A 23,382-nucleotide genomic window follows, 5' to 3' on the forward strand; every position below is an offset into this window, starting at 1 on the left:
AACTCTGATCGCGCCTATCGCGATGGACGAAGGTCTGCGTTTCGCTATCCGTGAAGGTGGCCGTACCGTTGGTGCTGGTGTTGTGGCTAAGATCATCGAGTGATCTGACAGCTCTGCACTCGGGCGACTGATCTGATCAGTCGCTCTGAAGCCCCGGTCTTCGGGGCTTTTCAATTCTCCTCTCTGTAAGTTCGCATCCTGCGGGCTGCACTCTCTTTATCTCAATCATTGGTTGACACTTTTTGTACAGCCGAATACAATTCGCGTCCCCTTATTTGGGGGGAATTTGCTCTTGCACCTAAAACTTGGAGTTTGGTAATGCAAAACCAACGAATCCGTATCCGTCTGAAGGCGTTCGACCATCGTCTGATCGATACCTCGACTCAGGAGATTGTTGATACTGCCAAGCGTACGGGCGCTCAGGTACGTGGTCCTATCCCACTGCCTACTCGTAAAGAGCGTTATACCGTTCTGGTTTCTCCGCACGTTAATAAAGACGCGCGCGACCAGTACGAAATCCGTACGCACAAGCGCATGCTCGACATCGTCGAACCAACTGAGAAAACAGTTGATGCGCTGATGAAACTGGATCTGGCTGCCGGCGTGGAAGTTCAGATCAGCCTGGGTTAATCCGTAAGGGTTTATCCGTAAGGCTCTGTGTAACGCCCCGATCCATGTCGGAACAGGGGGCGGCCATAGTGGGTTAAAGCCCCGTACACGAGAGGTAAATTAAAAATGGCAATTGGTATTGTCGGTAAAAAAGCGGGTATGACTCGCGTATTTACTGAAGAAGGTCAATCTGTTGCTGTTACTGTTGTTCAGGTAACTCCTAACCGCGTTTCGCAGGTTAAGACATCTGAAACTGACGGTTATAGCGCTCTGCAGATTACATATGGCGAGAAGAAAGCATCTCGCGTAAACAAAGCTGCTGCTGGTCACTTTGCGAAAGCAAACGTACAGGCTGGTCGTGGTGTGCTTGAATTCCGCACCGAAGAAGCTCTGGCCACTGGCGAAGAGCTGACTGTTGCACAATTCGAAGCTGGTCAGAAAGTAGATGTTACTGGTTCTTCTAAGGGTAAGGGCTTCCAGGGTGGCGTTAAGCGCTGGAACTTCCGTACTCAGGATGCAACTCACGGTAACTCCCTGTCTCATCGTGCCCCTGGTTCTATCGGTCAGTGCCAAACTCCTGGCCGCGTGTGGAAGGGCAAGAAAATGGCGGGTCACATGGGTGCAGAACAGGTTACTACTCAGAACCTGGAAGTTGTACGTGTGGATGCAGAGAACAATCTGCTGCTGATCAAAGGTGCTGTGCCAGGTTCTACTGGTTCCGACGTAATTGTTAAACCAGCTGTAAAGGCTAAGGGGTAAGCAATGGAACTGAAAACTAACACTGGTGCTGCAGTAGCGGTTTCCGAAGCGGCTTTTGGTCGTGAGTTCAACGAAGCTCTGGTTCACCAGATCGTTACTGCTTACATGGCGGGCGGTCGTCAGGGTTCTAAAGCTCAGAAGACTCGTGCAGAAGTTAGCGGCGGTGGTATTAAGCCATGGCGTCAAAAAGGTACTGGTCGTGCCCGTTCAGGTACTTCCAGCTCTCCTATCTGGCGTTCAGGTGGTGTTACTTTTGCTGCTAAGCCTCGTAGCTTCGAACAGAAAGTAAACAAGAAAATGTATCGCGCTGCGATGCAGTCCATCCTGTCTGAACTGGTTCGTCAGGAGCGCCTGATTGTTGCTGATTCTTTTGCTGTGGAATCCCACAAAACTAAAGAATTCGTAGCCAAGCTGAAAGAAATGGAACTGAGCAACGTACTGATCGTTGCCGATGATATCGACGAGAAGCTGTACCTGGCTGCTCGTAACGTTCCACATGTTGGTGTGACTGAAGCATCAGCTATCGATCCTGTAAGCCTGATTGCTTTCGACAAGGTGCTGGTGACTGTGCCTGCCCTGAAGAAACTCGAGGAGGCTTACGCATGAATCGTGAACGTATTTACAAGGTGCTGGTAGCTCCACACATCTCTGAGAAAGCGACTCTGGTAGCTGAAAAGAACAGCCAGTACGTTTTCCGTGTTGCTCCGGATGCAACCAAGCCTGAAATTAAAAAGGCTGTTGAAGCTCTGTTCGAAGTGAAAGTTCAGTCCGTGCAGACCGTCAACATCAAAGGTAAAACCAAGCGTACTGCTCGTGGTTTAGGCAAGCGTAACGATGTGCGTAAAGCCTACGTTCGCCTGGCTGACGGTCAGGACATCGACTTCGCAGACGCGGAATAAGAGGAGCTTTAGTCATGGCATTGGTGAAAACTAAACCGACTTCAGCTGGCCGTCGTCATCTGGTTAAAGTCGTAAATCCTGATCTGCACAAAGGTAAGCCTTTCGCAGCGCTGGTTGAGAAAAAAGGTAAGTCTGGCGGTCGTAACAACAACGGTCGTATCACTACCCGTCACGTGGGTGGTGGTCATAAGCAGCACTACCGTGTGATTGATTTTAAGCGTAACAAAGACGGTGTTCAGGGCGTTGTAGAGCGTCTGGAATACGATCCGAACCGTTCCGCTAACATCGCACTGGTTAAGTACACCGACGGTGAACGTCGCTACATCCTGGCCGCTAAGGGCATGGTAGCAGGCGATTCCGTAGTGTCTGGTGAAGATGCACCTATCAAAGTGGGTAGCGCGATGTCTCTGCGCAACATCCCGGTTGGTAGTGTTGTACACAATATCGAACTGAAGCCTGGTAAAGGTGGTCAGCTGGCTCGTTCAGCAGGTGCTTCTGCTCAGCTGGTAGCGCGCGATGGTGCTTACTGCACAATCCGTCTGCGTTCCGGTGAGATGCGTAAAGTGCTGTCTGATTGCCGCGCGACTCTGGGTGAGGTTGGTAACTCCGAACACGGTCTGCGTGAACTGGGTAAAGCGGGTGCAACTCGCTGGCGCGGTGTACGTCCGACTGTTCGTGGTACTGCCATGAACCCGGTAGACCACCCACACGGTGGTGGTGAGGGTCGTACCTTCGGTCGTCACCCTGTTACTCCTTGGGGTGTTCCGACTAAGGGCTACAAGACTCGTAAGAATAAGCGTACCGATCACCTGATCGTACGTCGTCGTTCTGCGAAATAATTAAGAGGATAGAACTGTGCCACGTTCATTGAAAAAAGGTCCATTCATCGACCATCACTTAATGAAGAAGGTAGAGGCCGCTCTTGAGGCGAACGACAAACGTCCGATCAAGACCTGGTCTCGTCGTTCCACAATCTTTCCGGATTTCGTGGGACTGACAATTGCTGTACATAACGGCAAACAACACGTGCCTGTTTTCGTAACAGAAGACATGGTTGGTCATAAACTCGGCGAATTCGCGCTGACCCGTACTTACAAGGGTCACGTTGCGGATAAGAAAGCCAAACGTTAATTAAGAGGTGAATCATGTCTGAAGTAGCCGCTGTATTGCGTGGTGCTCGCTTGTCTGCACAGAAAGCTCGCCTGGTTGCGGATACCATCCGTGGCAAGCAAGTTGATGAAGCACTGAACATTCTGAGCTTCAGCAACAAAAAAGGCGCCGATCTGATGAAGAAGGTGCTGGAATCTGCTATCGCCAACGCTGAGCACAACAATGGTGCTGACGTGGACGAGCTGACGGTTTCTACCGTGTTCGTTGACGAAGGTATGACTATGAAGCGCATCCGTCCACGTGCTAAAGGCCGTGCGGATCGTATCTTCAAGCGCACTTGTCACATCACTGTGAAAGTTTCAGAAAAATAGGAGTTGGTCAGATGGGTCAGAAAGTTCATCCAACCGGTATCCGTTTAGGTATCACCAAAGACCATAACTCGGTCTGGTATGCCGGTAAGGATAAGTACGCCGATAACCTGCTGGCTGACATCGCTGTTCGTTCTCTGATCGAAAAGCGTCTGGAAAAAGCGTCAGTAAGCAAAGTCGTTATTGAGCGTCCAGCACAAAACGCCAAAGTAACCATCCACACTGCCCGTCCAGGCATCGTGATTGGTAAGAAAGGCGAAGACGTAGAAAAACTGCGTAAAGACGTCAGTGATCTGATGGGTATTCCGGTACACATCAACATTGAAGAAGTTCGTAAACCGGATCTGGATGCCAAGCTGGTAGCTCAGAGCGTTGCAAGTCAGCTGGAGCGTCGTGTGATGTTCCGTCGCGCTATGAAGCGTGCTGTACAGAACGCTATGCGTGGCGGTGCTGAAGGTATCAAGATCCAAGTGAGTGGCCGTCTGGGTGGTGCTGAAATCGCTCGTTCCGAGTGGTACCGCGAAGGTCGTGTTCCTCTGCACACACTGCGTGCAGACATCGACTACGCGACGTATGAAGCACACACTACCTATGGTGTTATTGGCGTGAAAGTCTGGATCTTCAAAGGCGAGATCCTGGGCGGTATCCAAGAGGTACGTGATCGCGCTAAGAACCAGGGCAAAAAGAAAACCGGTCGTTCGTAAGGGGATTTAGTTATGTTGTTACCAAAACGTACGAAGTTCCGTAAAGTTCAGACCGGCCGCAACCGCGGTCTTGCGATCCGTGGCTCCAAAGTGAGCTTCGGTGAGTTTGCTCTGAAGGCTACTGGACGTGGCCGCCTGACTTCACGTCAGATCGAAGCAGCGCGTCGTGCGATGACTCGTAAAGTGAAGCGTGGTGGTAAAATCTGGATTCGCGTATTCCCAGACAAACCAATTACCGAGAAGCCTCTTGAGGTTCGTATGGGTAAAGGTAAGGGTAACGTAGAGTACTGGGTATGCCAGATTCAGCCAGGTAAAGTCCTGTATGAAATCGAAGGTGTACCAGAAGAGCTGGCTCGTGAAGCATTTGCTCTGGCTGCTGCGAAACTGCCTTTTGAAACTGCATTTGTTAAACGGACGGTGCTGTGATGAAAGCAAGTGAACTGAACACAAAATCAGTAGCTGAGCTGCAATCTCAGCTGGAAGAACTGTTGGGCGAACAATTCAAACTGCGCATGCAGAAAGCGACTGGTCAGTTGGGTCAAACCCACCTGGTACGCCAGACGCGTCGTGATATCGCTCGTGTAAAAACCGTGCTGGCACAGAAGGCAGGTGAATAATCATGACTGAGAACACAAAATCTGTTCGCACTCTGTCTGGTCGCGTAGTAAGCAACAAGATGGATAAGTCTATCACTGTGCAGATCGAGCGCTTTGTTAAGCACCCGATCTACAAAAAATTCGTGAAGAAATCCACGAAAGTGATGGCACACGATGCCAACAACGAATGCCAGATCGGCGACGTTGTAACGGTAAAAGAGTCACGTCCACTGTCTAAAAACAAGACTTGGGCGCTGGTAAGCATTGATGAGCGCGCCGCCAAGGTTTAATACCGGGCGCATGTAGTTAGGAGCGAGAAGGCATGATTCAAACTCAAACCATGCTTGACGTTGCCGACAACAGCGGCGCGAAACGCGTACAGTGCATTAAAGTACTGGGCGGTTCACATCGTCGCTATGCTGGCATCGGTGATCTGATCAAGGTATCCGTTAAGGAAGCAATTCCACGCGGTAAAGTGAAGAAAGGCCAGGTTATGAACGCTGTTGTTGTTCGTACCAAGAAAGGCGTACGTCGTCCTGACGGATCTGTGATCCGTTTTGATGTAAACTCTGCCGTTCTGCTGAACGCTTCACTGGCGCCAATCGGTACCCGTATCTTTGGCCCTGTGACTCGTGAACTGCGTTCTGAGCAGTTCATGAAAATCATTTCCCTGGCACCTGAAGTGCTGTAAGGGGAGGGAATAGATATGTTGAAGATTCGTAAGAACGACGAAGTAGTAGTTATTGCTGGTAAAGACAAAGGTAAGCGCGGCAAAGTCCAGAAAGTTATGGACGACGGTCGCCTGCTGGTTTCCGGCATTAACATGGTGAAAAAACACCAGAAACCAAACCCGTACCTGCAGCAGCCAGGTGGCATCGTTGAAAAAGAAGCTGGTATTCAGGCTTCCAACGTTGCGATCTGGAACCCTAAAACTGAGAAAGCCGACCGTGTTGGCTTCAAGGTTGAAGGCGACGCTAAGGTACGTATCTTCAAATCCACTGGCGATCAAGTCGACGCCTAATTGGAGTTGGGTACTACTATGTCACGTTTAAAAGACCTGTACACAAAAGAAGTAGTAGCCAAACTGCAAGAAGAGTTTGGTTACAAAAACATTATGGAAGTGCCACGCGTTACCAAAATCACCCTGAACATGGGTGTTGGTGAAGCACTGGGCGACAAGAAACTGCTGGAGAATGCGGTAGCTGATATGGAAGCTATCACTGGCCAGAAGTCTGTTGTCACCAAGGCACGTAAGTCAGTCGCAGCGTTTAAACTGCGTGAAGGCTGGCCAATCGGCTGTAAAGTTACCCTGCGTCGTGATCGTATGTGGGAATTCATGGATCGTCTGGTTGACGTGGCTCTGCCACGTGTACGTGACTTCCGTGGTATTAACGGCAAGTCTTTCGACGGCCGCGGTAACTACAGCATGGGTGTGAAAGAGCAGATCATCTTCCCGGAAATTGACTACGACAAAGTAGACAAGGTTCGCGGTATGGATGTGACTATCACTACCACTGCCAAAACCAACGAAGAAGGCCGCGCTTTGCTGAAAGCGCTGCAGTTCCCGTTCCGTAACTAAGGAGTTCGTCATGGCTAAAATTAGCATGAAGCAGCGTGAACTGAAGCGTGAACAGCTGGTTGAGAAGTTCGCTGCCAAGCGCGCTGAGCTGAAAGCTATCATCAACAACCCTGAGTCGTCTGATGAAGCTCGTTGGAATGCGCAAATCGCACTGCAGAAACTGCCACGTGACTCTTCACGTAGCCGTCTGCAGCGTCGTTGCCAGATGACCGGTCGCCCACACGGTGTATACCGTAAGTTCAAGCTTTCACGTATTAAGTTGCGCGAAGAAGGCATGAAGGGTAATGTACCGGGCCTGAAAAAAGCTAGTTGGTAAGCAATTCCCAGGCTGGTTAAGAAAAGCGCACCTGTTTTCAGGTGCGCTGTTCTGCATTGGCCGGGGCGCTGTACAACAGAGGTAAATCTAAAATGAGTATGCAAGACACGCTGGCGGATATGTTTACCCGCATTCGTAATGCCCAACAAGCGGGCCACGCGAATGTAAGCATGCCGTCTTCTAAGATCAAAAAGTCTGTCGCTGAAGTTCTCGAAGCGGAAGGCTATATCAGCGGTTTTTCTGTCGATGAAGCGGTTAAGCCGACTATGACCATCGATCTGAAATACTACGAAGGCAAGCCGGTTATCGAGCGCATTCAGCGCGTTAGCCGTCCTGGTCTGCGTCAGTACCGCGGCGCTACTGAACTGCCTAAAGTTGAAGCAGGTCTGGGCGTGGCTATCGTTTCCACTTCTAAGGGTGTAATGACTGACCGTGCTGCTCGCGCTGCGGGTGTAGGCGGCGAAGTTATTGCGACCGTATTCTAAGGAGTATTAACGATGTCTCGCGTAGCAAAAGCTCCTGTAGCTATTCCAGCTGGCGTTGAAGTCAAGCTGGCTGATAGCAAGATCGCTATCAAAGGTAAGCAAGGTCAACTGGAACTGAACGTTCATTCTGCTGTTGAAATCAAGCAGGAAGACGGCGTTCTGACTTTCGCTCCTAAGACTGGCGACAAACAGTCTAACGCTCTGGCCGGTACTTTCCGTGCCCTGGTAAACAACATGGTTACCGGTGTAAGCGTAGGCTTTGAAAAGAAACTGGTTCTGCAAGGTGTTGGTTACCGTGCCAAAGCATCTGGCAAAACCCTGAATCTGTCTCTGGGCTTCTCACATCCTGTGGATTACGAGCTGCCGGAAGGCGTTACCTGTGAAACTCCAAGCCAGACTGAAGTCGTTATCAAAGGTATCGACAAGCAGCAGGTTGGTCAGGTTGCAGCTGAAATCCGCGGCTACCGTCCACCAGAGCCGTACAAAGGCAAGGGTGTTCGTTATGCTGACGAAAATGTTCGTCGTAAAGAAGCCAAGAAAAAGTAAGGTTTAGGCCATGAATGAGAAGAAAAAAGCTCGTCTGCGCCGCGCCGCCAAAACTCGCGTAAACATCCGTGAGAAGGGCGCGGTACGTCTTTGCGTACACCGTACGCCAAGACACATCTACGCTCAGATCATCTCTGCCAATGGCGCTAATGTCTTGGCGACAGCTTCTACTGTAGAAGCAGATCTGCGTAGCGAAACCACTGGTAACGTAAGTGCCGCTACCCGCGTTGGTCAGCTGATTGCTGAGCGCGCGAAAGCAGCAGGTGTAACTAAGGTTGCATTTGATCGTTCCGGTTTCAAATACCATGGTCGTGTTAAAGCCCTGGCTGACGCGGCTCGTGAAAACGGCCTGGAATTCTAAGGGTAAAGATCATGGCAAATAATGAACAACGTGTAGAACGTAACGAAAACGAACTGCAGGAAAAGCTGGTTCAGGTGAACCGTGTAGCTAAAGTGGTAAAAGGTGGTCGTATCTTCGCCTTCACCGCTCTGACTGTAGTTGGCGATGGTAACGGTCGTGTTGGCTTTGGTCGTGGTAAGTCACGTGAAGTTCCAACTGCTATTCAAAAAGCAATGGAACAAGCCAAGCGCAACATGGTTAACGTACAGCTGGACGGCAGCACGCTGCAGTACCCTGTTCGTGGCCGTCACTCTGGCTCTCAGATCTATATGCAGCCTGCTTCAGAAGGTACCGGTATTATTGCCGGCGGCGCAATGCGTGCCGTTCTGGAAATGGTTGGCGTTAAGAACGTACTGGCTAAATGCTACGGCTCAACTAACCCTGTGAACGTTGTGCGTGCAACTTTCGATGCACTGGCACAAATGAAGTCTCCAGAAGAAGTTGCAGCTAAACGCGGTAAGTCTGTAGAAGACATCCTGGGGTAATTCGTTATGGCTAAGAAAACCGTAAAAGTAACCCAGACCCGCAGCACTATCGGCAAACTGCCGAAGCACCGCGAGACTATGAAAGGTCTGGGCCTCCGTCGTATTGGTCACACTGTTGAACTGGAGGATACTCCTTCTGTTCGCGGTATGATCAACCAAGTTCAATACATGGTTAAGGTTGAGGGGGAGTAACATGCGTCTCAACGAATTGAGCCCAGCTGCTGGTTCCAAACCTGCTGCTAAGCGTGTTGGTCGTGGTATCGGTTCCGGTCTGGGTAAGACTGGTGGCCGTGGTCACAAAGGTCAGAAATCACGCTCTGGCGGTAAAGTTGCACCAGGCTTCGAAGGCGGTCAGATGCCAATCCACCGTCGTCTGCCAAAGTTTGGTTTTACTTCTCGTAAAGCCCAGTACGTTGCAGAGATCCGTCTCAACGAACTGACTCTGGTTGAAGGCGATGTTGTTGATCTGGCAGCGCTGAAAGCTGCAGACGTAATCGGCGAGAAAATCAAAGAAGCTCGCGTGATTCTGTCTGGTGAAGTTACCAAGGCTGTGACCGTTAAAGGTCTGAAAGTCACTAAAGGTGCTAAAGCTGCTATTGAAGCAGCCGGTGGAAAGGTCGAAGACTAATGGCAAGGCAAGGACTCCCACAGGGAATGCAGAGCGGTCTGGGCGAGCTTTGGGCTCGTATCCGCTTCGTGCTCCTGGCGATTGTAGTATATCGGATTGGTACCCATATCCCGGTACCAGGCATTAATCCAGATGCACTGTCGAGACTGTTTGAGCAAAATCAGGGCACGATCCTGGAAATGTTCAATATGTTCTCGGGCGGCGCGCTCGAGCGTATGAGTATTCTTGCGCTCGGCATCATGCCGTATATCTCTGCATCCATTATCATGCAATTGCTGACGGCGGTGAGTCCCCAGCTTGAACAATTGAAGAAAGAAGGCGAGTCCGGTCGTCGCAAGATTACCCAGTACACCCGTTACGGTACTGTACTGCTTGCAACGATCCAGGCCTTTGGCGTCTCGGCCGGCCTCGCCGGCCAGGGCGTTACCTTCTCTTCAGGCTTAGATTTCTACATCGCAGCTGTACCTTCCTTCGTGGCTGGTGCAGTATTTATGATGTGGCTTGGTGAGCAGGTTACCGAACGTGGTATTGGTAACGGCATCTCCATTCTGATCTTCGCCGGTATTGTTGCTGGTCTGCCGAGTGCAATTGGTCAGGCTTTCGAGTCCGCCCGTCAGGGTGACCTGAACATCGTAGTGCTTCTGGCAATCGCTGTTCTTGCAGTAGCTGTGATCGCATTTGTTATTTTCGTCGAGCGTGGTCAGCGTCGTATTACGATCAACTACGCGAAACGTCAGCAAGGCCGTCAAATGTTTGCTGCGCAGACCAGTCATCTGCCTCTGAAACTGAATATGGCCGGTGTTATTCCAGCGATCTTCGCTTCTTCCTTGCTGCTTTTCCCAGCTTCCCTGGGGCAGTGGTTCGGTCAGGGTGAAGGTATGGAATGGCTGCAGGACATCAGTATGGCTCTGGCGCCTAGTCAGCCGCTGTACATTGTTATGTTCGCTGCCGGTATTATTTTCTTCTGCTACTTCTACACGGCGTTGATGTTCAACCCGAAAGACGTTGCTGAAAACCTGAAGAAGTCTGGCGCCTTTATCCCTGGTATTCGTCCTGGGATTCAGACTGCCAAATATATCGATGGTGTGCTTGGTCGCCTGACTCTGTTCGGCTCCCTGTACATCACCGCGGTATGTCTGATGCCCCAGTTCCTGGTGGTAGCGGCTGATGTACCGTTCTACTTCGGTGGCACGTCCCTGTTGATCGTAGTGGTGGTCGTAATGGACTTTATGTCTCAGGTTCAATCGCACCTGATGTCACACCAGTACGAATCGCTGATGAAGAAAGCAAATCTGAAGAATTTCGGCTCAACTCGTTGAGCTGATTTTAGGAGACTGTCATGAAAGTACGTGCGTCTGTTAAAAAAATCTGCCGTGAATGCAAAATTATTCGCCGTCACGGCAGTGTGCGAGTGATCTGTACTGATCCTAAGCACAAACAACGTCAGGGTTAATTCCCAGACAAGGCCGGGTGTAAATGCAACAGGTGGCTTGATTTATTTCAAAGCCACCTGTAGTATTTTGCGCCCTTTCATCAAGTAAAGTGTAACGGAGTTAGACATGGCCCGTATTGCCGGTGTCAATATTCCTGACAACAAGCATGCAGTTATCTCTCTGACCTACGTCTTCGGCGTTGGTAAGACTACTGCCCAGCAAATCTGCGCCGCTACTGGCATCGCTGAGACCACCAAAATCGGTGAACTGAGCGAAGATCAGCTGGATGTTGTTCGTAACGAAGTAGCTAAATATACGGTTGAAGGTGATCTGCGTCGTGAGACTCAGATGAACATCAAGCGTCTTATGGATATGGGTTGTTTCCGTGGTATCCGCCACCGTCGCAGCCTGCCACTTCGTGGTCAGCGTACTAAAACAAACGCACGTACCCGTAAGGGTCCGCGTAAGCCGATCCGTAAGTAATCTCCGGATTACTTGGATCTGGCCTTTTAGTGTAGCTGCATTCGACTTGTTGCAGTGTTGATATTAAAAGCAGGATTTATCAAATGGCTAAGCCACAAAGATCAACCAAGAAAAAGGTTAAAAAGACGGTAGTCGATGGCATTGCGCACATCCACGCCTCTTTTAACAACACCATCGTAACCATTACCGACCGTCAGGGTAATGCTCTCTCATGGGCAACTGCGGGTGGTTCTGGTTTCCGTGGTTCGCGTAAAAGCACTCCTTTCGCCGCTCAGGTTGCAGCCGAGCGCGCTGGTGAAGCTGCTAAAGAGTACGGCCTGAAGAATCTGGACGTTGAAGTTAAAGGTCCAGGCCCTGGTCGTGAGTCCGCAGTCCGCGCTCTGAATGCATGTGGTTATAAGATCGCTAACATCACTGATGTTACCCCGATCCCACATAACGGCTGTCGTCCACCTAAGAAGCGTCGCGTATAAGGAGGCAGAAAAATGGCACGTTATATTGGTCCTAAGTGTAAGCTGTCCCGTCGTGAAGGAACTGATCTGTTCCTGAAGAGCGGCGTACGCGCTTTAGACACAAAATGTAAAATGGAAACCAAACCAGGCGTTCACGGTGCTGGTCGCGGTCGTCTGTCAGACTACGGTCTGCAGCTGCGCGAAAAGCAAAAAGTGCGTCGTCTGTACGGTATCCTGGAAAAGCAGTTCCGTAGCTACTACAAAGAAGCCGCTCGTCGTAAAGGCGCTACCGGTGAAAACCTGCTGCAACTGCTGGAATCTCGTCTGGATAACGTTGTTTACCGCATGGGCTTCGGCTCAACTCGCGCTGAATCACGCCAGCTGGTATCTCACAAGGCGATCACCGTTAACGGTAAGTCAGTTAACATCCCTTCCTATCAGGTTCAGGGTGGTGACGTTGTAGCTGTACGTGAAAAGTCAAAGTCTCAGGACCGTATCAAAACGGCTCTGGAACTGGCTGGTCAGCGTTCAGACTGCGGCTGGATCGATGTTAATGCAAGCAAGATGGAAGGGACTTTCAAAGCAGTTCCTGAGCGCGCTGATCTCCCAGCTGAGATCAACGAAAACCTGATCGTGGAACTTTACTCTAAGTAATAGAGGAAATTAAGGGGCAGCTATGCAGCGTGCAGTTAATGAATTTTTGACACCTCGAAACATCCAAGTTGATGAGGTATCCAATACCCACGCCAAGGTAACCCTGGAGCCGCTCGAGCGCGGTTTCGGTCATACCCTGGGCAGCGCATTGCGTCGTATCCTGCTTTCTTCTATGCCGGGTGCCGCGATCGTTGAATGTGAAATCGAAGGCGTTTTGCATGAGTACAGCGCCATCGAAGGTGTTCAGGAAGACGTCATCGAAATCCTGCTCAACCTGAAAGGTGTTGCGGTCAAATTGCATGAGCGTGACGAAGCAATCCTGAGCATGACCAAAACTGGTCCTGCTACAGTGACAGCTGCCGACATTCAACTGGATCACGGTGTTGAAGTTGCAAACCCCGATCACGTTATCGCCCATATCGGCGAAGGCGCTGAACTGAAGATGACTCTGAAGGTTGCTTCTGGTCGTGGTTACGAGACTGTTGAAGCTCGCAACCAGAATGATGAAGAAACCAAGGCCATCGGCAAACTGCAACTGGATGCTACCTACAGCCCGGTTAAGCGTGTTTCTTACAGCGTAGATTCTGCGCGTGTAGAACAGCGTACCGATCTGGACAAGCTGGTTATCGATCTCGAAACCAACGGTACCATCGATCCGGAAGAAGCTATCCGTCGTTCCGCGACTATCTTGCAGCAACAGTTGGCCATCTTCGTTAACCTGGAGAACGACGAAGTCGTTGAACAGGTTCGTGAAGAAGAAGAGATCGACCCGATTCTCCTGCGTCCTGTGGACGACCTGGAGCTGACCGTTCGCTCTGCCAACTGTCTGAAAGCAGAAAACATTTACTACATCGGTGATCTGATCCAGCGTACTGAAGTTGAGCTGCTGAAGACACCTAACTTAGGTAAGAAGTCTCTGACTGAAATCAAAGACGTTCTTGCTTCCCGTGGACTGTCGTTGGGTATGCACCTGGAGAACTGGCCACCTGCCAGCCTCCGCAACGACGATAAAGTTCTCGCGTAAGCGGTTCGTTCAGTTAGTAAGGAATTTAAACCATGCGTCATCGTAAAAGTGGTCGTCACTTCAATCGTACTAGCGCACACCGTCAAGCCATGCTGAAAAACATGGCTGTGAGCCTGTTCGAGCATGAAATCATTAAGACTACTCTGCCAAAGGCGAAAGAGCTGCGTCGCGTAGCTGAGCCACTGATCACCCTGGCTAAGGTTGATTCAGTTGCTAACCGCCGTCTGGCCTTTGCTCGTACCCGTAGCAAAGAAGCAGTAGGTAAACTGTTCACTGATCTGGGTCCACGTTATCAGGCTCGTCCGGGTGGTTACATCCGTATCCTGAAGTGTGGTTTCCGTGCAGGTGACAACGCTCCTATGGCGTTCGTAGAGCTGGTAGACCGTCCGGTTAACACCGAGGCTGTTGAAGTAGCTGACGACGCAGCTGAGTAACATCAGCGAGCAAAAGAAAACCCGCCGCCCGTAAGGGCTGCGGGTTTTTTTTATGGGTATTAGTCGGGGGAGGTCGGACGTCGGATGTTAAAAGCCTAAAGTTCGAAGCTCGAAAAGCTTGGCGCTGGCTGGGCAGAAAACACACTTCCAGCCTCCAGCCTCTAGCCTTCCAGGCATAAAAAAAAGCGGGCATATAGCCCGCAAACCCATCAATCGTTGCTCTGGGAGAGAGATCAGAGCGGTAATTGCTTACCTGTATTCATAGTAGTCCCTTTCCCTGTCAGGCAGGGCAAGGGCCGGTAAAGAATCGTCAGATGGGTGTTATGTTCTGTCGTCAGACGTCAGACGTCAGACGCCTCAAGCCTCAAGCCTCAAGCTCGACGTCCGACTCCTAGAGAAATGCCAGACTCAGTGCTGGCCAGTAGGTAATCACCAGCACGCAGGCAAGCAGGATAAAGAAGAATGGGATGGTTGCTTTGTACAGCTCCATCACCGGTTTATTGAAGCGGAAGCTGGCAATAAACAGGTTCATGCCTACCGGCGGGGTGAAGTAGCCGAGCTGCATGTTGGCAAGGAACAGGATGCCCAGGTGAATCGGGTGGATGCCGTATTCAATGGCAATCGGCAGAATGATGGGAATCATAATGACGATTGCAGAGAAGATATCCAGCATCATCCCCAGCACCAGCAGGAACAGGGTCAGCAGCAGCAGGAAGGTAAATGGGTCACTGATATGCTGTTGAATAAAGCCAAAGATTTCTTCCGGCACACCAGCATCGATCATGTAATTAGTCGATGCGATTGAAACCGCGAGAATAAGCAGTATTGCACCAACCAGCTTCATGGAATCGCGCATAACAACCGGCAGCTGGGTAAAGCTGATTTCACGGCGTATAAATACACTGACGATCAGTACGTAGAACGCGGTTAAAGCGGCAGCTTCAGATACCGCAAACCAGCCGGAATAGATGCCGCCCAGAACCACGATGGGCAATGGCATTTCCCAGATTGAATCTTTAACTGCAGCCCAGGCTTCAGCGCGGTCAAACGGACGGCGTTCCCTCTGCACGTCTCTTGTCTGGAAGGCGCTGTAAATCGACAGGGCTGCGAGCATCAGGCCGCCGGGCAGCAGGCCTGCCAGAAACAGGTCGTCGATACTGACAGGGGTTTCCAGTGCCATTTGCTGTGCAACCACACCATACAGAATCAGTGGCAGGGATGGGGCAAATAACAGGCCGAGACTGCCGGAGGTGGTGACAAGGCCAAGGTTAAAGGATTCTTTATAGCCTGCCTTAGACAGCGCAGGAACCAGCAGGGCGCCTAACGCAACGATGGTTACACCGGACGCTCCGGTAAAGGCGGTAAACAACGCACAGGCGGCGAGGGCGACGATGGCAAGTCCACCCGGCATCCAGCCAAGGAAAGCATCTGTAATACGCACCAGACGCTGCGGCGCCTTACTTTCTCCGAGCAGATAGCCGGCAAACGTGAAAAGCGGGATGGCGATCAGGACGGGCATTTCGGCAATCTGGTAAATATTGATCGCCATGGCCTGCAGGTCTACGTCGGATTGCCAGAAGCCCCACATGGCGCTGGCAGCGATCACGGTGAACAGCGGCGCACCAGCAACAGCAAGAAGTAACAGGATCAGGGGGACGAGGATGCTCATTGTTCGGCCTCCGGCAAATTGCCCCCTGCGGCAAGTACGGACTGCAGGGCAAATCGGATCGCCATCAGGCCGAAGCTGATCGGGATGATTAACTGCAGTGGCCAGGCCGGAACGCGATTAAAGGCTACGTCGCCGAATTCATAGGCCAGTTCGACGAACAGACCACTGTGCCAGGCGATAAGGCCGCACACCAGTGCCGCAAACATGGCGGTTACAGCAGCCAGTACGCGCCTGAGGATCGGGCCCGCAAGGCGACTGGCGAGATCAATGGCGATGTGTTCACGAGAGCGCGTTGCCAGCAGGGCTCCGAGCAGGCCGAGCCACAGCACCAGTACGCGCAAAAAGGGTGGCACCCAGCTGATGCCGCCACCGAACAGCAGGCGGGCAATAATATCCACGCCTGCAAGAACAATCATGACCAGCAAAATAATCACCAGCAGCGCATCTTCACTGCGGTGAATGGCTCGTAGCAGTTGCTTCATGTTGGATTACTTAGCCTGCTTCTGACGGTATTCAGCAATCGACTGTTGCAGCTGCTGATAAAGCTCAACCGGGTAAACGCCTTTCTCTGCCAGTTGTGCAACCGCGCCCTCGGCCAGTTTGTACCAGGCTTCGCGGTCAGCAGCAGTCAGTTCCACAAACTGCATACCATTCTGCTGCAGAGCTGCACGAGCGCCCATTTCATCTTTTTCGTTCTGCAGATCCATGGCTTTGAAAGCTTCGGCCATGATGCGACGAACGATCAGCTGGTCTTCGCTGCTGATTTTGGCGAACGCCTTATCATCCACAACCAGCATGCCGAACAGGAACACCAGCGGGAAGTCTGTGGCGTAATTCAGTTTGGTGTGCCACTGCAGTGCGATGGTCGAGGTCGGGTTGGCAGCGATGGTATCGATCAGGCCGGTCTGCAGGCTGGTGTATACGTCGGATACCGGCAGGGAAATCGGCGCTACCTGACCATTTTCAAAGATGGTCTGGCTGATGATGTCACCTTCCGGTACCCAGACTTTCTTGGCGCGTACATCTTCTGAAGATTTCAGTGCACTGTCAGACATCAGGTAAGCGAAGCCACCTTCGGACAGGCCGAGCATAACGAAGCCTTGTTCCTGCAGTGCATCGGCAATGTACTGATCGTATTGCGGGCGAATCGCACGGATTTCATCGAGGTTTTTGAACGTGAACGGCTGGCTGTAGAGCTGGGTTACGTTGGTCAGATGTGCCAGCGCACCAGTGGACAGGGCGCCGCCCTGCAGCTGACGGATCTGGATTTTACGCAGTACGCTTTTGTCGCTGCCCTGCACACCGCCCGGGAAGTATTTAATTTTCACTCGGCCTTCTGTGGCACTTTTGATATCGTCAGCGGCCTTGCGCATGGTTTTCATCCAGCCGGTTCCGTCCGGTGCCAGGGTGGCAATCTTCAGGGTGGTGGCGGCCTGGGATAATGGCGCGATGAGGCTGAGGCTCAGGGCCAGAGCAGTCAGAAATTTCATTGGGATCTCACTCAAAAAAATCGGTGGATTCAGCGAGCAGGACGGCTGCTTCGCGTTGGGCCAGACGGTTAATCAGGGTCAGGCCTTCGTAGGCTGGCTCTGCGGCCAGTACATCATTGAGCAGCTGGTCGTGTAACTCCTGCTCCCACATCAGGCGTGCGTACTGCTTGGCATACAGCACTTTCGCCATCAGGTTGTGCCCGCCACTGAAGTCAATCGCGCGCTCGAAACAGGCTTTTCCGACTTCCGGCTTACCGCCCAGAGAAGGCGGCAGCTGGGTTTCCAGTACGCCCAGGTAAACCTGCACCGTAGCGTTATCGTAGGCCGGGTCGATGTCGGCCACCCACTCCATAAGAATGCGGACTTTACCCAGCTGGGCAATGGCATTCCAGTCGTCGGTATTGGCCTGTATCCAGCCTGCCCAGGCGGTGGCCATGGCGTAAAAGACAGCGATGTCGTCTTCATCGTAGTCGTCCAGCAGGGTTGGCAGAATCTGGTCCTGAGGGCCATCCAGCAGGGTGCAGGCGTCTTCGTCGTATTCACACAATGCGCGTCGGGCATAGTTCATGGCCTTGTCTGCCATGCGTTTAGCCTGTGCCGGATCGCGGGCGAATACTCCGGCATAGGCGCCGTATAAACGAGCGCCGGCCAGCAGGAAATCTTCGTCGTCAGGGTACGTCAGGATCAGCGCATCGAGTAGCAGCAGATACGCCGGTGCGCCGGCTTCTACGATCGCAGGATCATCCTGATTCATCATTGAACGGGACAGGTTGCCGGGCAGGTTGCCGACTGAACAGGCGCTGACGATGCTGATCAGCGCTAGAGTGATAAGGGGCTTTTTCACGGTAAAACAGCGACCACTTATAAATGAAGCGCGGATTGTACACTGGTTAATCTTGCGTTTTCATTAACCAGTCGTGCCATTCTTGCGGTGATAAACGCCCGACTGATGGCCGGATCAGCGAGTGCTGGCGTTATCCGGCCTTCAGTTGTTCCAGTGCAACATGCTCTTCCGGTGCTGCAACAATGTAGTCGATGCCGATGGTGCGCAGAATCTCCCATACACTGTTGTTGGCACTGTGTTCGGCGATGGTCTTCTTCGCCATGAAGTGGGCAATTTCCTGAATCGACTTCACCAGTGCATGGTCAGCGGAGCTGGTGTGCAGGTTGGCAGTGAAGTTCGTGTCGATTTTGACGTAGTCCACGGGCAGTGTTTTCAGATACTCGAATGACGACTGGCCGGTGCCAAAGTCAGACAGTACAAACTGACAGCCAAGACTGCGCATCTCGTGCATGAAGTCGGCAGCATCTTCCAGGTTGCGGATTGCAGATGTTTCATTTAACTCAAAGCAGAGTTTCCGTACCGGAATATCTTTTTCCCGGGCCTGTTCGAAAATGTAGGCCAACAGGCTGTCGTCATTAATTGCGTGACCTGACAGGCGAAGAATAAAGCGGCTGACTTCGCTGGCGGTATCCGGATTGTCCGCCATCCACTGTACCAGTCGTTCGATGGTCCAGCGGTCGATCATGTACATGCGATTAAAGTTGTCGGCGGCCTGCAGGAATTCCATCGGTGGAATCTGGGCGCCGTTTTCGTCCAGCACACTGATCAGCACTTCGTACTGTTCTTTGTTGCGGTTGCGTTCCTGCATCGGGGTCACGGGTACACACAATACCTGCAGCTGGTTATTCGACAGAGCCTGATTGAGCTTATTACCCCACACCATAAACTGATCCTGGCGCTGATGTGTGGCATCGTCGAATTCGTAGCGCACGATACGGCTGCCGCCTTTCTCTTTCGCCACCAGACAGGACGATTCGGCCTGCTCCAGCAACTCTGCAGCATCGTTCAGATCAGCGTTCATGCTGGCCAGACCGACGCTGACATGAATGCGGAAGCTTTCATCACGGCTGTCGATGCTGGTCGATTCCAGATGCTTCTTAATAATGCGTGCGCTGGCTTCTGCCTGTTCAATGTCCTGCTGATGGAACAACACGGCAAATTCGTTACTGCCGATACGTGCAGCAATGGCGTTTTCGGCATCGCTGAGCAGGGCTGCTACGCTCTGCAGACATGCGTCACCACCTTCAACTCCATAGTTTTTGTTGATCAGTTTGAACTGGTCAATATCTATCATACACAGCGTGGTTGGCGCTGATGTTCGTATTGATGTTTCCAGGCGTTCCTGCAGCATGCGCAGGAAGTGCTGGCGGTTGAACAGGCCGGTTAGCGGATCGACATTCGCCTGCTCTGACAGATCGCGGTAGATCTGTTGCACCAGCTTATCAACGCTGCGATCAACGGCAGATTCTTCCTGCTCATACAGGCGCTTGATGCGGCCTTCATCCAGTGCTCTGGCCAGTTCGCCGAGGGAGAAGTCCATCACTTTCATGCCGCTGTGGTTAACACAGGCAAAGCGCGAAGCGTCCTGTGCGATCCAGGCCACAGACACCGACTGGTCCTGCTCTACCAGTAGCAGCCAGTCGCCGATTTGCAGGTTCATGGCGCGGCGAGTACCGCGTCCCTGTGGTACCACTTCGGCTGGTTTGGCTTCGAAGGATGGCAGATCAATGGCTTCACGGATTTCACCCTGATTCAGATGCTCTTCCGCTGCCTGCATGATGTCGTCATGCCAGCGCTGATGTTCCGGCAGGTTACCGTTCAGGCGGTCCAGTTCTGCCCGGGCGAGATCCATCATCGGCCCGAAACGTTGCAGCAACTCACGGCGGCCGCTGTTGTTCTGACTGAACAGTGCCAGTACCTGCCGATACAGTTTTACCGCGCCTTTGAAACGCTTGCTGTCGACGCCATCGCGTAGCAACAGCAGGGTCAGCATCTGTTGCCAGCCGTTCTGCAGCCAGTCGACAACGCAGCTGGGCAGGGTGCGGTTAGCGCTGTCTTTACCAATCAGGTTTTCAATGCGTTTACGGGCGGTCTGCAGTTTATGTTCGCCTTCGGCAGCCTGTGCGACGCGGTCAGCATTCTGTTTGGCTTTGCGTTCGGCGCTGTTAACCATGCCCTGCAGGCTTTCCAGCAGTTCTTCCAGCGAGTGTTCATCCGACTCGATGTTTTTTGCCACCGGACCAATGAGTCCGTCGAGTTTTTTCGCCAGCTGTGCTTCGCCGGTGGTGGTGAGCTGTCCGAGTTTGGCCAGCAGGTTGAGAATCAGACGCCCCGGGTGTTCCGGATTAAACAGCAGGCTCGGGTCTTTCAGCATTAATTGCAGCAGTGGCCAGCCAAGCTGTTCAATGTGTGGCTTAACGAATCCGGCGACCTGCTGGCTGCTGAGCAGATGCTGGGTGACCTGCTCCATGGTGTCGATGGCGTCACGCGATTCGACGGGCAGAGCAACCTCCTGCTGCGCCAGTGCTTTCTGTACATTTTCCAGGACATGGCCATCGCTGAGGCTGATGTCCTGTGCCAGATGGCTGACGACCTCAGAAATCTGTTCGGGTTGAGCCGCCGGTAACAGTTCGTCTTCCGGTGCAGCTTCCGCCCGTTGATAGCGCAGCTTCATCAGATTCTGGATATTGGCATAGGCCTGACGGGCTTCTTCCTGATGGCGCTGGAAACTGACGACAGAGTCAGCATAGTTGCCGTGAGGTTGAGCGGTCGCTGTCGGTGCGGTTGCCTGAGCCGCCCCGCCATTTTGTCCGTTACCCCCTGAGCCATTTCCTCCGGAGCCATAGCCGCCCTGGCCACTGCCGTTACCCTGGCTCGGTGGTGCAGGTGGTTCACGGCGAAAGCGGAAGGTAAGGGGAATATCAATCTGTTTGATCAGGGTCTGATAGGTGCCCTGCAGCATGTTGGTGGCAACCTGTTCAAACACATCAAAGGCCAGTGCGCGTGCTTCCTGCGGCAATCGCATTTGTTCTACCGCGTCGCGGAAGGCTTCCGTTACGGTGCCGGGACCGATCGGGTTAAAGCAATACTCAATCGGAGCCTGTGACAGGGTGTCGGTCAGCTGGCGCAGCTCGAAGGTCAGGTGAGCCAGGCGTGATTGCAGATGTGATGCAGTTACTTTGGCCAGCAGCCAGTCTTCGAAATCGGCCTGCTGTACCAGCGACAGACGCAGTTCGCCGGTGGTGGGTTCGTGTTCCGGACTGTATTCCGGTTTACCTTCCTGCCAGCGCTGAAATTGCTTCAGAATATTCTGCGTGAAGTGGCGCAGCAGGTTGCTGGCCTGAGCTTTGGTGTCTTTCTGCAGCTTCATCCAGAGTTGCTGCTCGGCGGTATTGTGAGCGCGATTGGCTTTATCAAAAGCGCCTTCAATAAATTCCGGTAGCCATTGTTTTGGCAGGCGGTCGCACAGCCCCTGAACTTCCCTGGCAAGAACGCCGATATATTGCTGGCGCTTGTTGTCGTCGATTTTCTTCGATTTTCGATGCTTCTGGTTAAACTCCTGCAATTGCAGGAACAGCTGATCGTGATGTTCTGCGAAGTGGATGCCCGCGTGCTGCTCATTGCAGTATATCCATTGCACACTGACGCTGACGGCTTTGCCATTCAGCTCAAAGGTCAGGGTATGGTCGCCGCTGGTATCTGTCGGGGGCAGATGTGGCCACAGCAGGTGCATGCCGGTTTGTGAGTAATCGGCGATCTGACACTCATAGTTCTGGCCTGATGCCAGCAGCAGCTGAGCATCAATGTAGGTCGAAAATCTCGGGTTCTCGCGTAGTTCGGCACCCATGCTTAAATTCCATCTTCCGGTGAGGGCCGTCGAGTCTGACGGTCTGCGAGGCCTGCATCACCCTATCACTATTGACATATATAATTACAGTTTCGCGCATGTCGGCATACGAATAAACACAAATTGTCAGAACGGGCTGTCAGATCGTCCGCTCTGATCGTTTTCCCGTAGCTGCCGCAACTTCCTGTAAAGTGTGCGCTCGCTAACCCCGAGCTTTTCTGCCAGAGCACTGTTATCTCCACGGAAGCGTTCCACAACCCGACTTAGGTAGGTGCTTTCCAGATTGGCCAGCGGCAGAATTTCCTGAGCTGGAATGACCTGGTCTGTGGACGGCGTCTGAAGAATACCGGGCGGTTGCAGGTGCAGCGGCTCAATCGTATTGCCATCACATAACAGAATAGCCCGTTCTATGAGATTGCGAAGTTCGCGAATGTTGCCGGGATAATCGCGGCTGATCAGCCAGTCGCAGGCCGCGTCGGAGAACTGCAGGGGGCGCTGATGGCTCAGTTGCTCCAGCATATGGGTGGCGAGCGGAATAATATCTTCCAGACGCTCGCTCAGTGACGGCAGTAACACCGGGAACGGGCTGATGCGGTAGTAAAGATCCTTACGGAATGATCCGGCCTGAACCATAGCGGCGATGTCGCGGTGGGTGGCACAGATCAGCCTGAAGTCTGCCTGTTTCGGCGTCACACTGCCCACCGGGCGGTAGCTGCCGGACTCAATCAGGCGCAGCAGTTTAATCTGCATAGCGAGCGGAATATCGCCCACCTCATCGAGGAACAGCGTGCCACCTCGGGCGGCTTCAACCAGTCCGGGCTTGCGGTGGGTAGCACCGGTAAACGCACCTTTTTCGTGGCCAAACAGCTCGCTCTCAAACAAGCTTTCGGTCAGGCCCGAGCACTCTACAGTGACAAAGGGATTGGCGGATCGTTTGCTGTGGCTGTGCAGGTACTGAGCCGCCAGTTCCTTACCTGTGCCGGATTCACCCAGTAGCAGCACGCTGATATCGCCAGCGGCAGCCCTACTGAGTAGCTCCAGCATCTGGGTATAGGCGGGACTGTAGCCGACCATCTGCCGATCAAGATGCCGATCGCCCTGATTCACAGGATGCATTATCTCGACAAAGTATCGAATTTCACCTTCTTCATCACGGATTGGACTGAGTTCCACATCCACATGTTCACGTCCTGTAGGGGTGTTGTGAATGTGGAGAATGCGCTGGCGCTGGCCACTGTCGAGGCAGCCGCGTAGTGGGCAGGTTTCACCGGCCTGGTCGCAGGGCACCCGATAACCGTGGGATACCTCGTAACAGTGGCGGCCGAGGATAGGCTGATCACTGGCAAAGGTGCGGCGATAGGCTTCATTGGCTGCACAGACCTCGTAGTCGAGATTCATCAGGATCGCAGGCGCGGTAATGGCATCCAGCAGTGTCGAGATGGCGGGCAGGGAGTGGTGATAGCGGTCGTCTGTCATGCTTGTGTCACCCTTGGCAGTTAATATGACAAATCTGGCAGTGCTGAGGGCTGTTGTAAAGACTGGTTGGTATTGACCGATCAGTTCAGCGC

Annotated in this window: 35 protein-coding genes; 29 read left to right on the forward strand and 6 right to left on the reverse strand. The window is 52.5% G+C overall.

Going from position 1 to position 23,382, the window contains the following annotated elements; translation table 11 throughout:
* The 29 genes from I9W95_RS05215 to rplQ all read left to right on the forward strand — a co-directional run.
* Positions 1-103: EF-Tu C-terminal domain-related protein (locus I9W95_RS05215; protein WP_451923596.1), on the forward strand; the 103-nt coding region annotated here is incomplete at its 5' end.
* A 215-nt stretch (positions 104-318) separates the two neighbouring features.
* On the forward strand, positions 319-630 hold the full coding sequence (gene rpsJ / locus I9W95_RS05220; RefSeq protein WP_068443270.1) for a 30S ribosomal protein S10: 312 nt from the start codon (positions 319-321) through the stop codon (positions 628-630).
* Between the two features lie 105 nt (positions 631-735).
* Complete coding sequence (rplC, locus tag I9W95_RS05225) at positions 736-1,368, forward strand: 50S ribosomal protein L3 (protein ID WP_225672572.1); 633 nt, start codon at positions 736-738, stop codon at positions 1,366-1,368.
* 3 nt (positions 1,369-1,371) lie between these two features.
* Positions 1,372-1,974 (forward strand): 50S ribosomal protein L4, encoded by a 603-nt coding sequence (rplD, locus tag I9W95_RS05230; RefSeq protein ID WP_225672574.1) that lies wholly within the window; start codon positions 1,372-1,374, stop codon positions 1,972-1,974.
* Positions 1,971-2,267, forward strand: coding sequence for a 50S ribosomal protein L23 (gene rplW, locus I9W95_RS05235; protein ID WP_225672575.1), 297 nt, complete (start codon positions 1,971-1,973; stop codon positions 2,265-2,267). Before rplD ends, rplW begins: the two co-directional genes overlap by 4 nt.
* A 14-nt stretch (positions 2,268-2,281) precedes the next feature.
* Entirely contained in the window at positions 2,282-3,106 is an 825-nt protein-coding gene (gene rplB / locus I9W95_RS05240) for a 50S ribosomal protein L2 (RefSeq protein WP_225672577.1), read from the forward strand.
* Between the two features lie 16 nt (positions 3,107-3,122).
* Positions 3,123-3,398 (forward strand): 30S ribosomal protein S19, encoded by a 276-nt coding sequence (gene rpsS, locus I9W95_RS05245; protein ID WP_225672579.1) that lies wholly within the window; start codon positions 3,123-3,125, stop codon positions 3,396-3,398.
* An 11-nt stretch (positions 3,399-3,409) separates the two neighbouring features.
* Positions 3,410-3,748 carry a 50S ribosomal protein L22 gene (rplV, locus tag I9W95_RS05250; protein ID WP_451923597.1) on the forward strand — a complete coding sequence of 113 codons (339 nt, stop codon included), beginning with the start codon at positions 3,410-3,412 and terminating at the stop codon, positions 3,746-3,748.
* An 11-nt stretch (positions 3,749-3,759) separates the two neighbouring features.
* Positions 3,760-4,449, forward strand: a complete 690-nt coding sequence (rpsC, locus tag I9W95_RS05255; RefSeq protein WP_225672583.1) for a 30S ribosomal protein S3 — start codon at positions 3,760-3,762, stop codon at positions 4,447-4,449.
* A gap of 12 nt (positions 4,450-4,461) precedes the next feature.
* On the forward strand, positions 4,462-4,875 hold the full coding sequence (rplP, locus tag I9W95_RS05260; RefSeq protein WP_225672585.1) for a 50S ribosomal protein L16: 414 nt from the start codon (positions 4,462-4,464) through the stop codon (positions 4,873-4,875).
* On the forward strand, positions 4,875-5,066 hold the full coding sequence (gene rpmC / locus I9W95_RS05265; RefSeq protein WP_225672686.1) for a 50S ribosomal protein L29: 192 nt from the start codon (positions 4,875-4,877) through the stop codon (positions 5,064-5,066). The genes rplP and rpmC overlap by 1 nt, the downstream gene beginning before the upstream one ends.
* Positions 5,067-5,068: 2 nt before the next feature.
* Positions 5,069-5,335: a 30S ribosomal protein S17 gene (gene rpsQ, locus I9W95_RS05270; RefSeq protein ID WP_225672587.1), complete on the forward strand. Its 267-nt coding sequence runs from the start codon at positions 5,069-5,071 to the stop codon at positions 5,333-5,335.
* Between the two features lie 32 nt (positions 5,336-5,367).
* Entirely contained in the window at positions 5,368-5,736 is a 369-nt protein-coding gene (gene rplN, locus I9W95_RS05275) for a 50S ribosomal protein L14 (protein WP_225672589.1), read from the forward strand.
* 15 nt (positions 5,737-5,751) lie between these two features.
* On the forward strand, positions 5,752-6,066 hold the full coding sequence (rplX, locus tag I9W95_RS05280) for a 50S ribosomal protein L24 (RefSeq protein WP_225672591.1): 315 nt from the start codon (positions 5,752-5,754) through the stop codon (positions 6,064-6,066).
* Between the two features lie 18 nt (positions 6,067-6,084).
* A complete protein-coding gene (rplE, locus tag I9W95_RS05285) occupies positions 6,085-6,624 on the forward strand; it encodes a 50S ribosomal protein L5 (RefSeq protein ID WP_225672593.1) in 540 nt (179 codons plus the stop codon).
* 10 nt (positions 6,625-6,634) lie between these two features.
* Positions 6,635-6,940, forward strand: a complete 306-nt coding sequence (gene rpsN, locus I9W95_RS05290) for a 30S ribosomal protein S14 (protein ID WP_225672595.1) — start codon at positions 6,635-6,637, stop codon at positions 6,938-6,940.
* Between the two features lie 92 nt (positions 6,941-7,032).
* A complete protein-coding gene (gene rpsH / locus I9W95_RS05295) occupies positions 7,033-7,425 on the forward strand; it encodes a 30S ribosomal protein S8 (RefSeq protein ID WP_225672597.1) in 393 nt (130 codons plus the stop codon).
* Positions 7,426-7,437: 12 nt separating this feature from the next.
* Entirely contained in the window at positions 7,438-7,971 is a 534-nt protein-coding gene (gene rplF / locus I9W95_RS05300; RefSeq protein WP_225672598.1) for a 50S ribosomal protein L6, read from the forward strand.
* 10 nt (positions 7,972-7,981) lie between these two features.
* Complete coding sequence (gene rplR, locus I9W95_RS05305) at positions 7,982-8,332, forward strand: 50S ribosomal protein L18 (RefSeq protein WP_225672599.1); 351 nt, start codon at positions 7,982-7,984, stop codon at positions 8,330-8,332.
* 11 nt (positions 8,333-8,343) lie between these two features.
* Entirely contained in the window at positions 8,344-8,856 is a 513-nt protein-coding gene (gene rpsE, locus I9W95_RS05310) for a 30S ribosomal protein S5 (protein ID WP_225672600.1), read from the forward strand.
* A 6-nt stretch (positions 8,857-8,862) separates the two neighbouring features.
* Positions 8,863-9,048, forward strand: a complete 186-nt coding sequence (gene rpmD / locus I9W95_RS05315) for a 50S ribosomal protein L30 (protein ID WP_068443059.1) — start codon at positions 8,863-8,865, stop codon at positions 9,046-9,048.
* Between the two features lies 1 nt (position 9,049).
* Complete coding sequence (rplO, locus tag I9W95_RS05320) at positions 9,050-9,484, forward strand: 50S ribosomal protein L15 (protein ID WP_225672602.1); 435 nt, start codon at positions 9,050-9,052, stop codon at positions 9,482-9,484.
* On the forward strand, positions 9,484-10,803 hold the full coding sequence (gene secY / locus I9W95_RS05325) for a preprotein translocase subunit SecY (RefSeq protein ID WP_225672604.1): 1,320 nt from the start codon (positions 9,484-9,486) through the stop codon (positions 10,801-10,803). Before rplO ends, secY begins: the two co-directional genes overlap by 1 nt.
* Before the next feature lie 20 nt (positions 10,804-10,823).
* A complete protein-coding gene (rpmJ, locus tag I9W95_RS05330) occupies positions 10,824-10,937 on the forward strand; it encodes a 50S ribosomal protein L36 (RefSeq protein ID WP_225672606.1) in 114 nt (37 codons plus the stop codon).
* A 106-nt stretch (positions 10,938-11,043) separates the two neighbouring features.
* Positions 11,044-11,400 carry a 30S ribosomal protein S13 gene (gene rpsM / locus I9W95_RS05335; protein WP_225672608.1) on the forward strand — a complete coding sequence of 119 codons (357 nt, stop codon included), beginning with the start codon at positions 11,044-11,046 and terminating at the stop codon, positions 11,398-11,400.
* Positions 11,401-11,483: 83 nt separating this feature from the next.
* Entirely contained in the window at positions 11,484-11,873 is a 390-nt protein-coding gene (gene rpsK, locus I9W95_RS05340) for a 30S ribosomal protein S11 (protein WP_145466702.1), read from the forward strand.
* Positions 11,874-11,885: 12 nt separating this feature from the next.
* Entirely contained in the window at positions 11,886-12,506 is a 621-nt protein-coding gene (gene rpsD, locus I9W95_RS05345; protein WP_225672610.1) for a 30S ribosomal protein S4, read from the forward strand.
* Between the two features lie 22 nt (positions 12,507-12,528).
* The gene (locus tag I9W95_RS05350) at positions 12,529-13,530 is read left to right on the forward strand and encodes a DNA-directed RNA polymerase subunit alpha (RefSeq protein WP_225672612.1); all 1,002 of its coding nucleotides are present in this window, start codon (positions 12,529-12,531) and stop codon (positions 13,528-13,530) included.
* 32 nt (positions 13,531-13,562) lie between these two features.
* Positions 13,563-13,964, forward strand: a complete 402-nt coding sequence (rplQ, locus tag I9W95_RS05355) for a 50S ribosomal protein L17 (RefSeq protein WP_225672614.1) — start codon at positions 13,563-13,565, stop codon at positions 13,962-13,964.
* A gap of 391 nt (positions 13,965-14,355) precedes the next feature.
* On the opposite strand, the gene I9W95_RS05360 is transcribed toward rplQ, so the two are convergent.
* From I9W95_RS05360 to I9W95_RS05385, 6 genes are all read right to left on the reverse strand, one after another.
* Entirely contained in the window at positions 14,356-15,633 is a 1,278-nt protein-coding gene (locus I9W95_RS05360) for a TRAP transporter large permease (RefSeq protein ID WP_225672616.1), read from the reverse strand.
* On the reverse strand, positions 15,630-16,115 hold the full coding sequence (locus I9W95_RS05365) for a TRAP transporter small permease (protein ID WP_225672618.1): 486 nt from the start codon (positions 16,113-16,115) through the stop codon (positions 15,630-15,632). Before I9W95_RS05365 ends, I9W95_RS05360 begins: the two co-directional genes overlap by 4 nt.
* Positions 16,116-16,121: 6 nt before the next feature.
* Positions 16,122-17,123 (reverse strand): TRAP transporter substrate-binding protein, encoded by a 1,002-nt coding sequence (locus tag I9W95_RS05370; protein ID WP_225672620.1) that lies wholly within the window; start codon positions 17,121-17,123, stop codon positions 16,122-16,124.
* 7 nt (positions 17,124-17,130) lie between these two features.
* Positions 17,131-17,967, reverse strand: coding sequence for a TRAP transporter TatT component family protein (locus tag I9W95_RS05375; RefSeq protein WP_225672622.1), 837 nt, complete (start codon positions 17,965-17,967; stop codon positions 17,131-17,133).
* A 130-nt stretch (positions 17,968-18,097) separates the two neighbouring features.
* The gene (locus I9W95_RS05380) at positions 18,098-21,814 is read right to left on the reverse strand and encodes a DUF1631 family protein (RefSeq protein WP_225672624.1); all 3,717 of its coding nucleotides are present in this window, start codon (positions 21,812-21,814) and stop codon (positions 18,098-18,100) included.
* Positions 21,815-21,940: 126 nt separating this feature from the next.
* Positions 21,941-23,290, reverse strand: a complete 1,350-nt coding sequence (locus I9W95_RS05385) for a sigma-54 interaction domain-containing protein (protein ID WP_225672626.1) — start codon at positions 23,288-23,290, stop codon at positions 21,941-21,943.
* Positions 23,291-23,382: the final 92 nt, after the last annotated feature.

This window comes from Thalassolituus marinus, from assembly GCF_020320395.1.
Taxonomy (GTDB): domain Bacteria; phylum Pseudomonadota; class Gammaproteobacteria; order Pseudomonadales; family Oceanobacteraceae; genus Venatoribacter; species Venatoribacter marinus.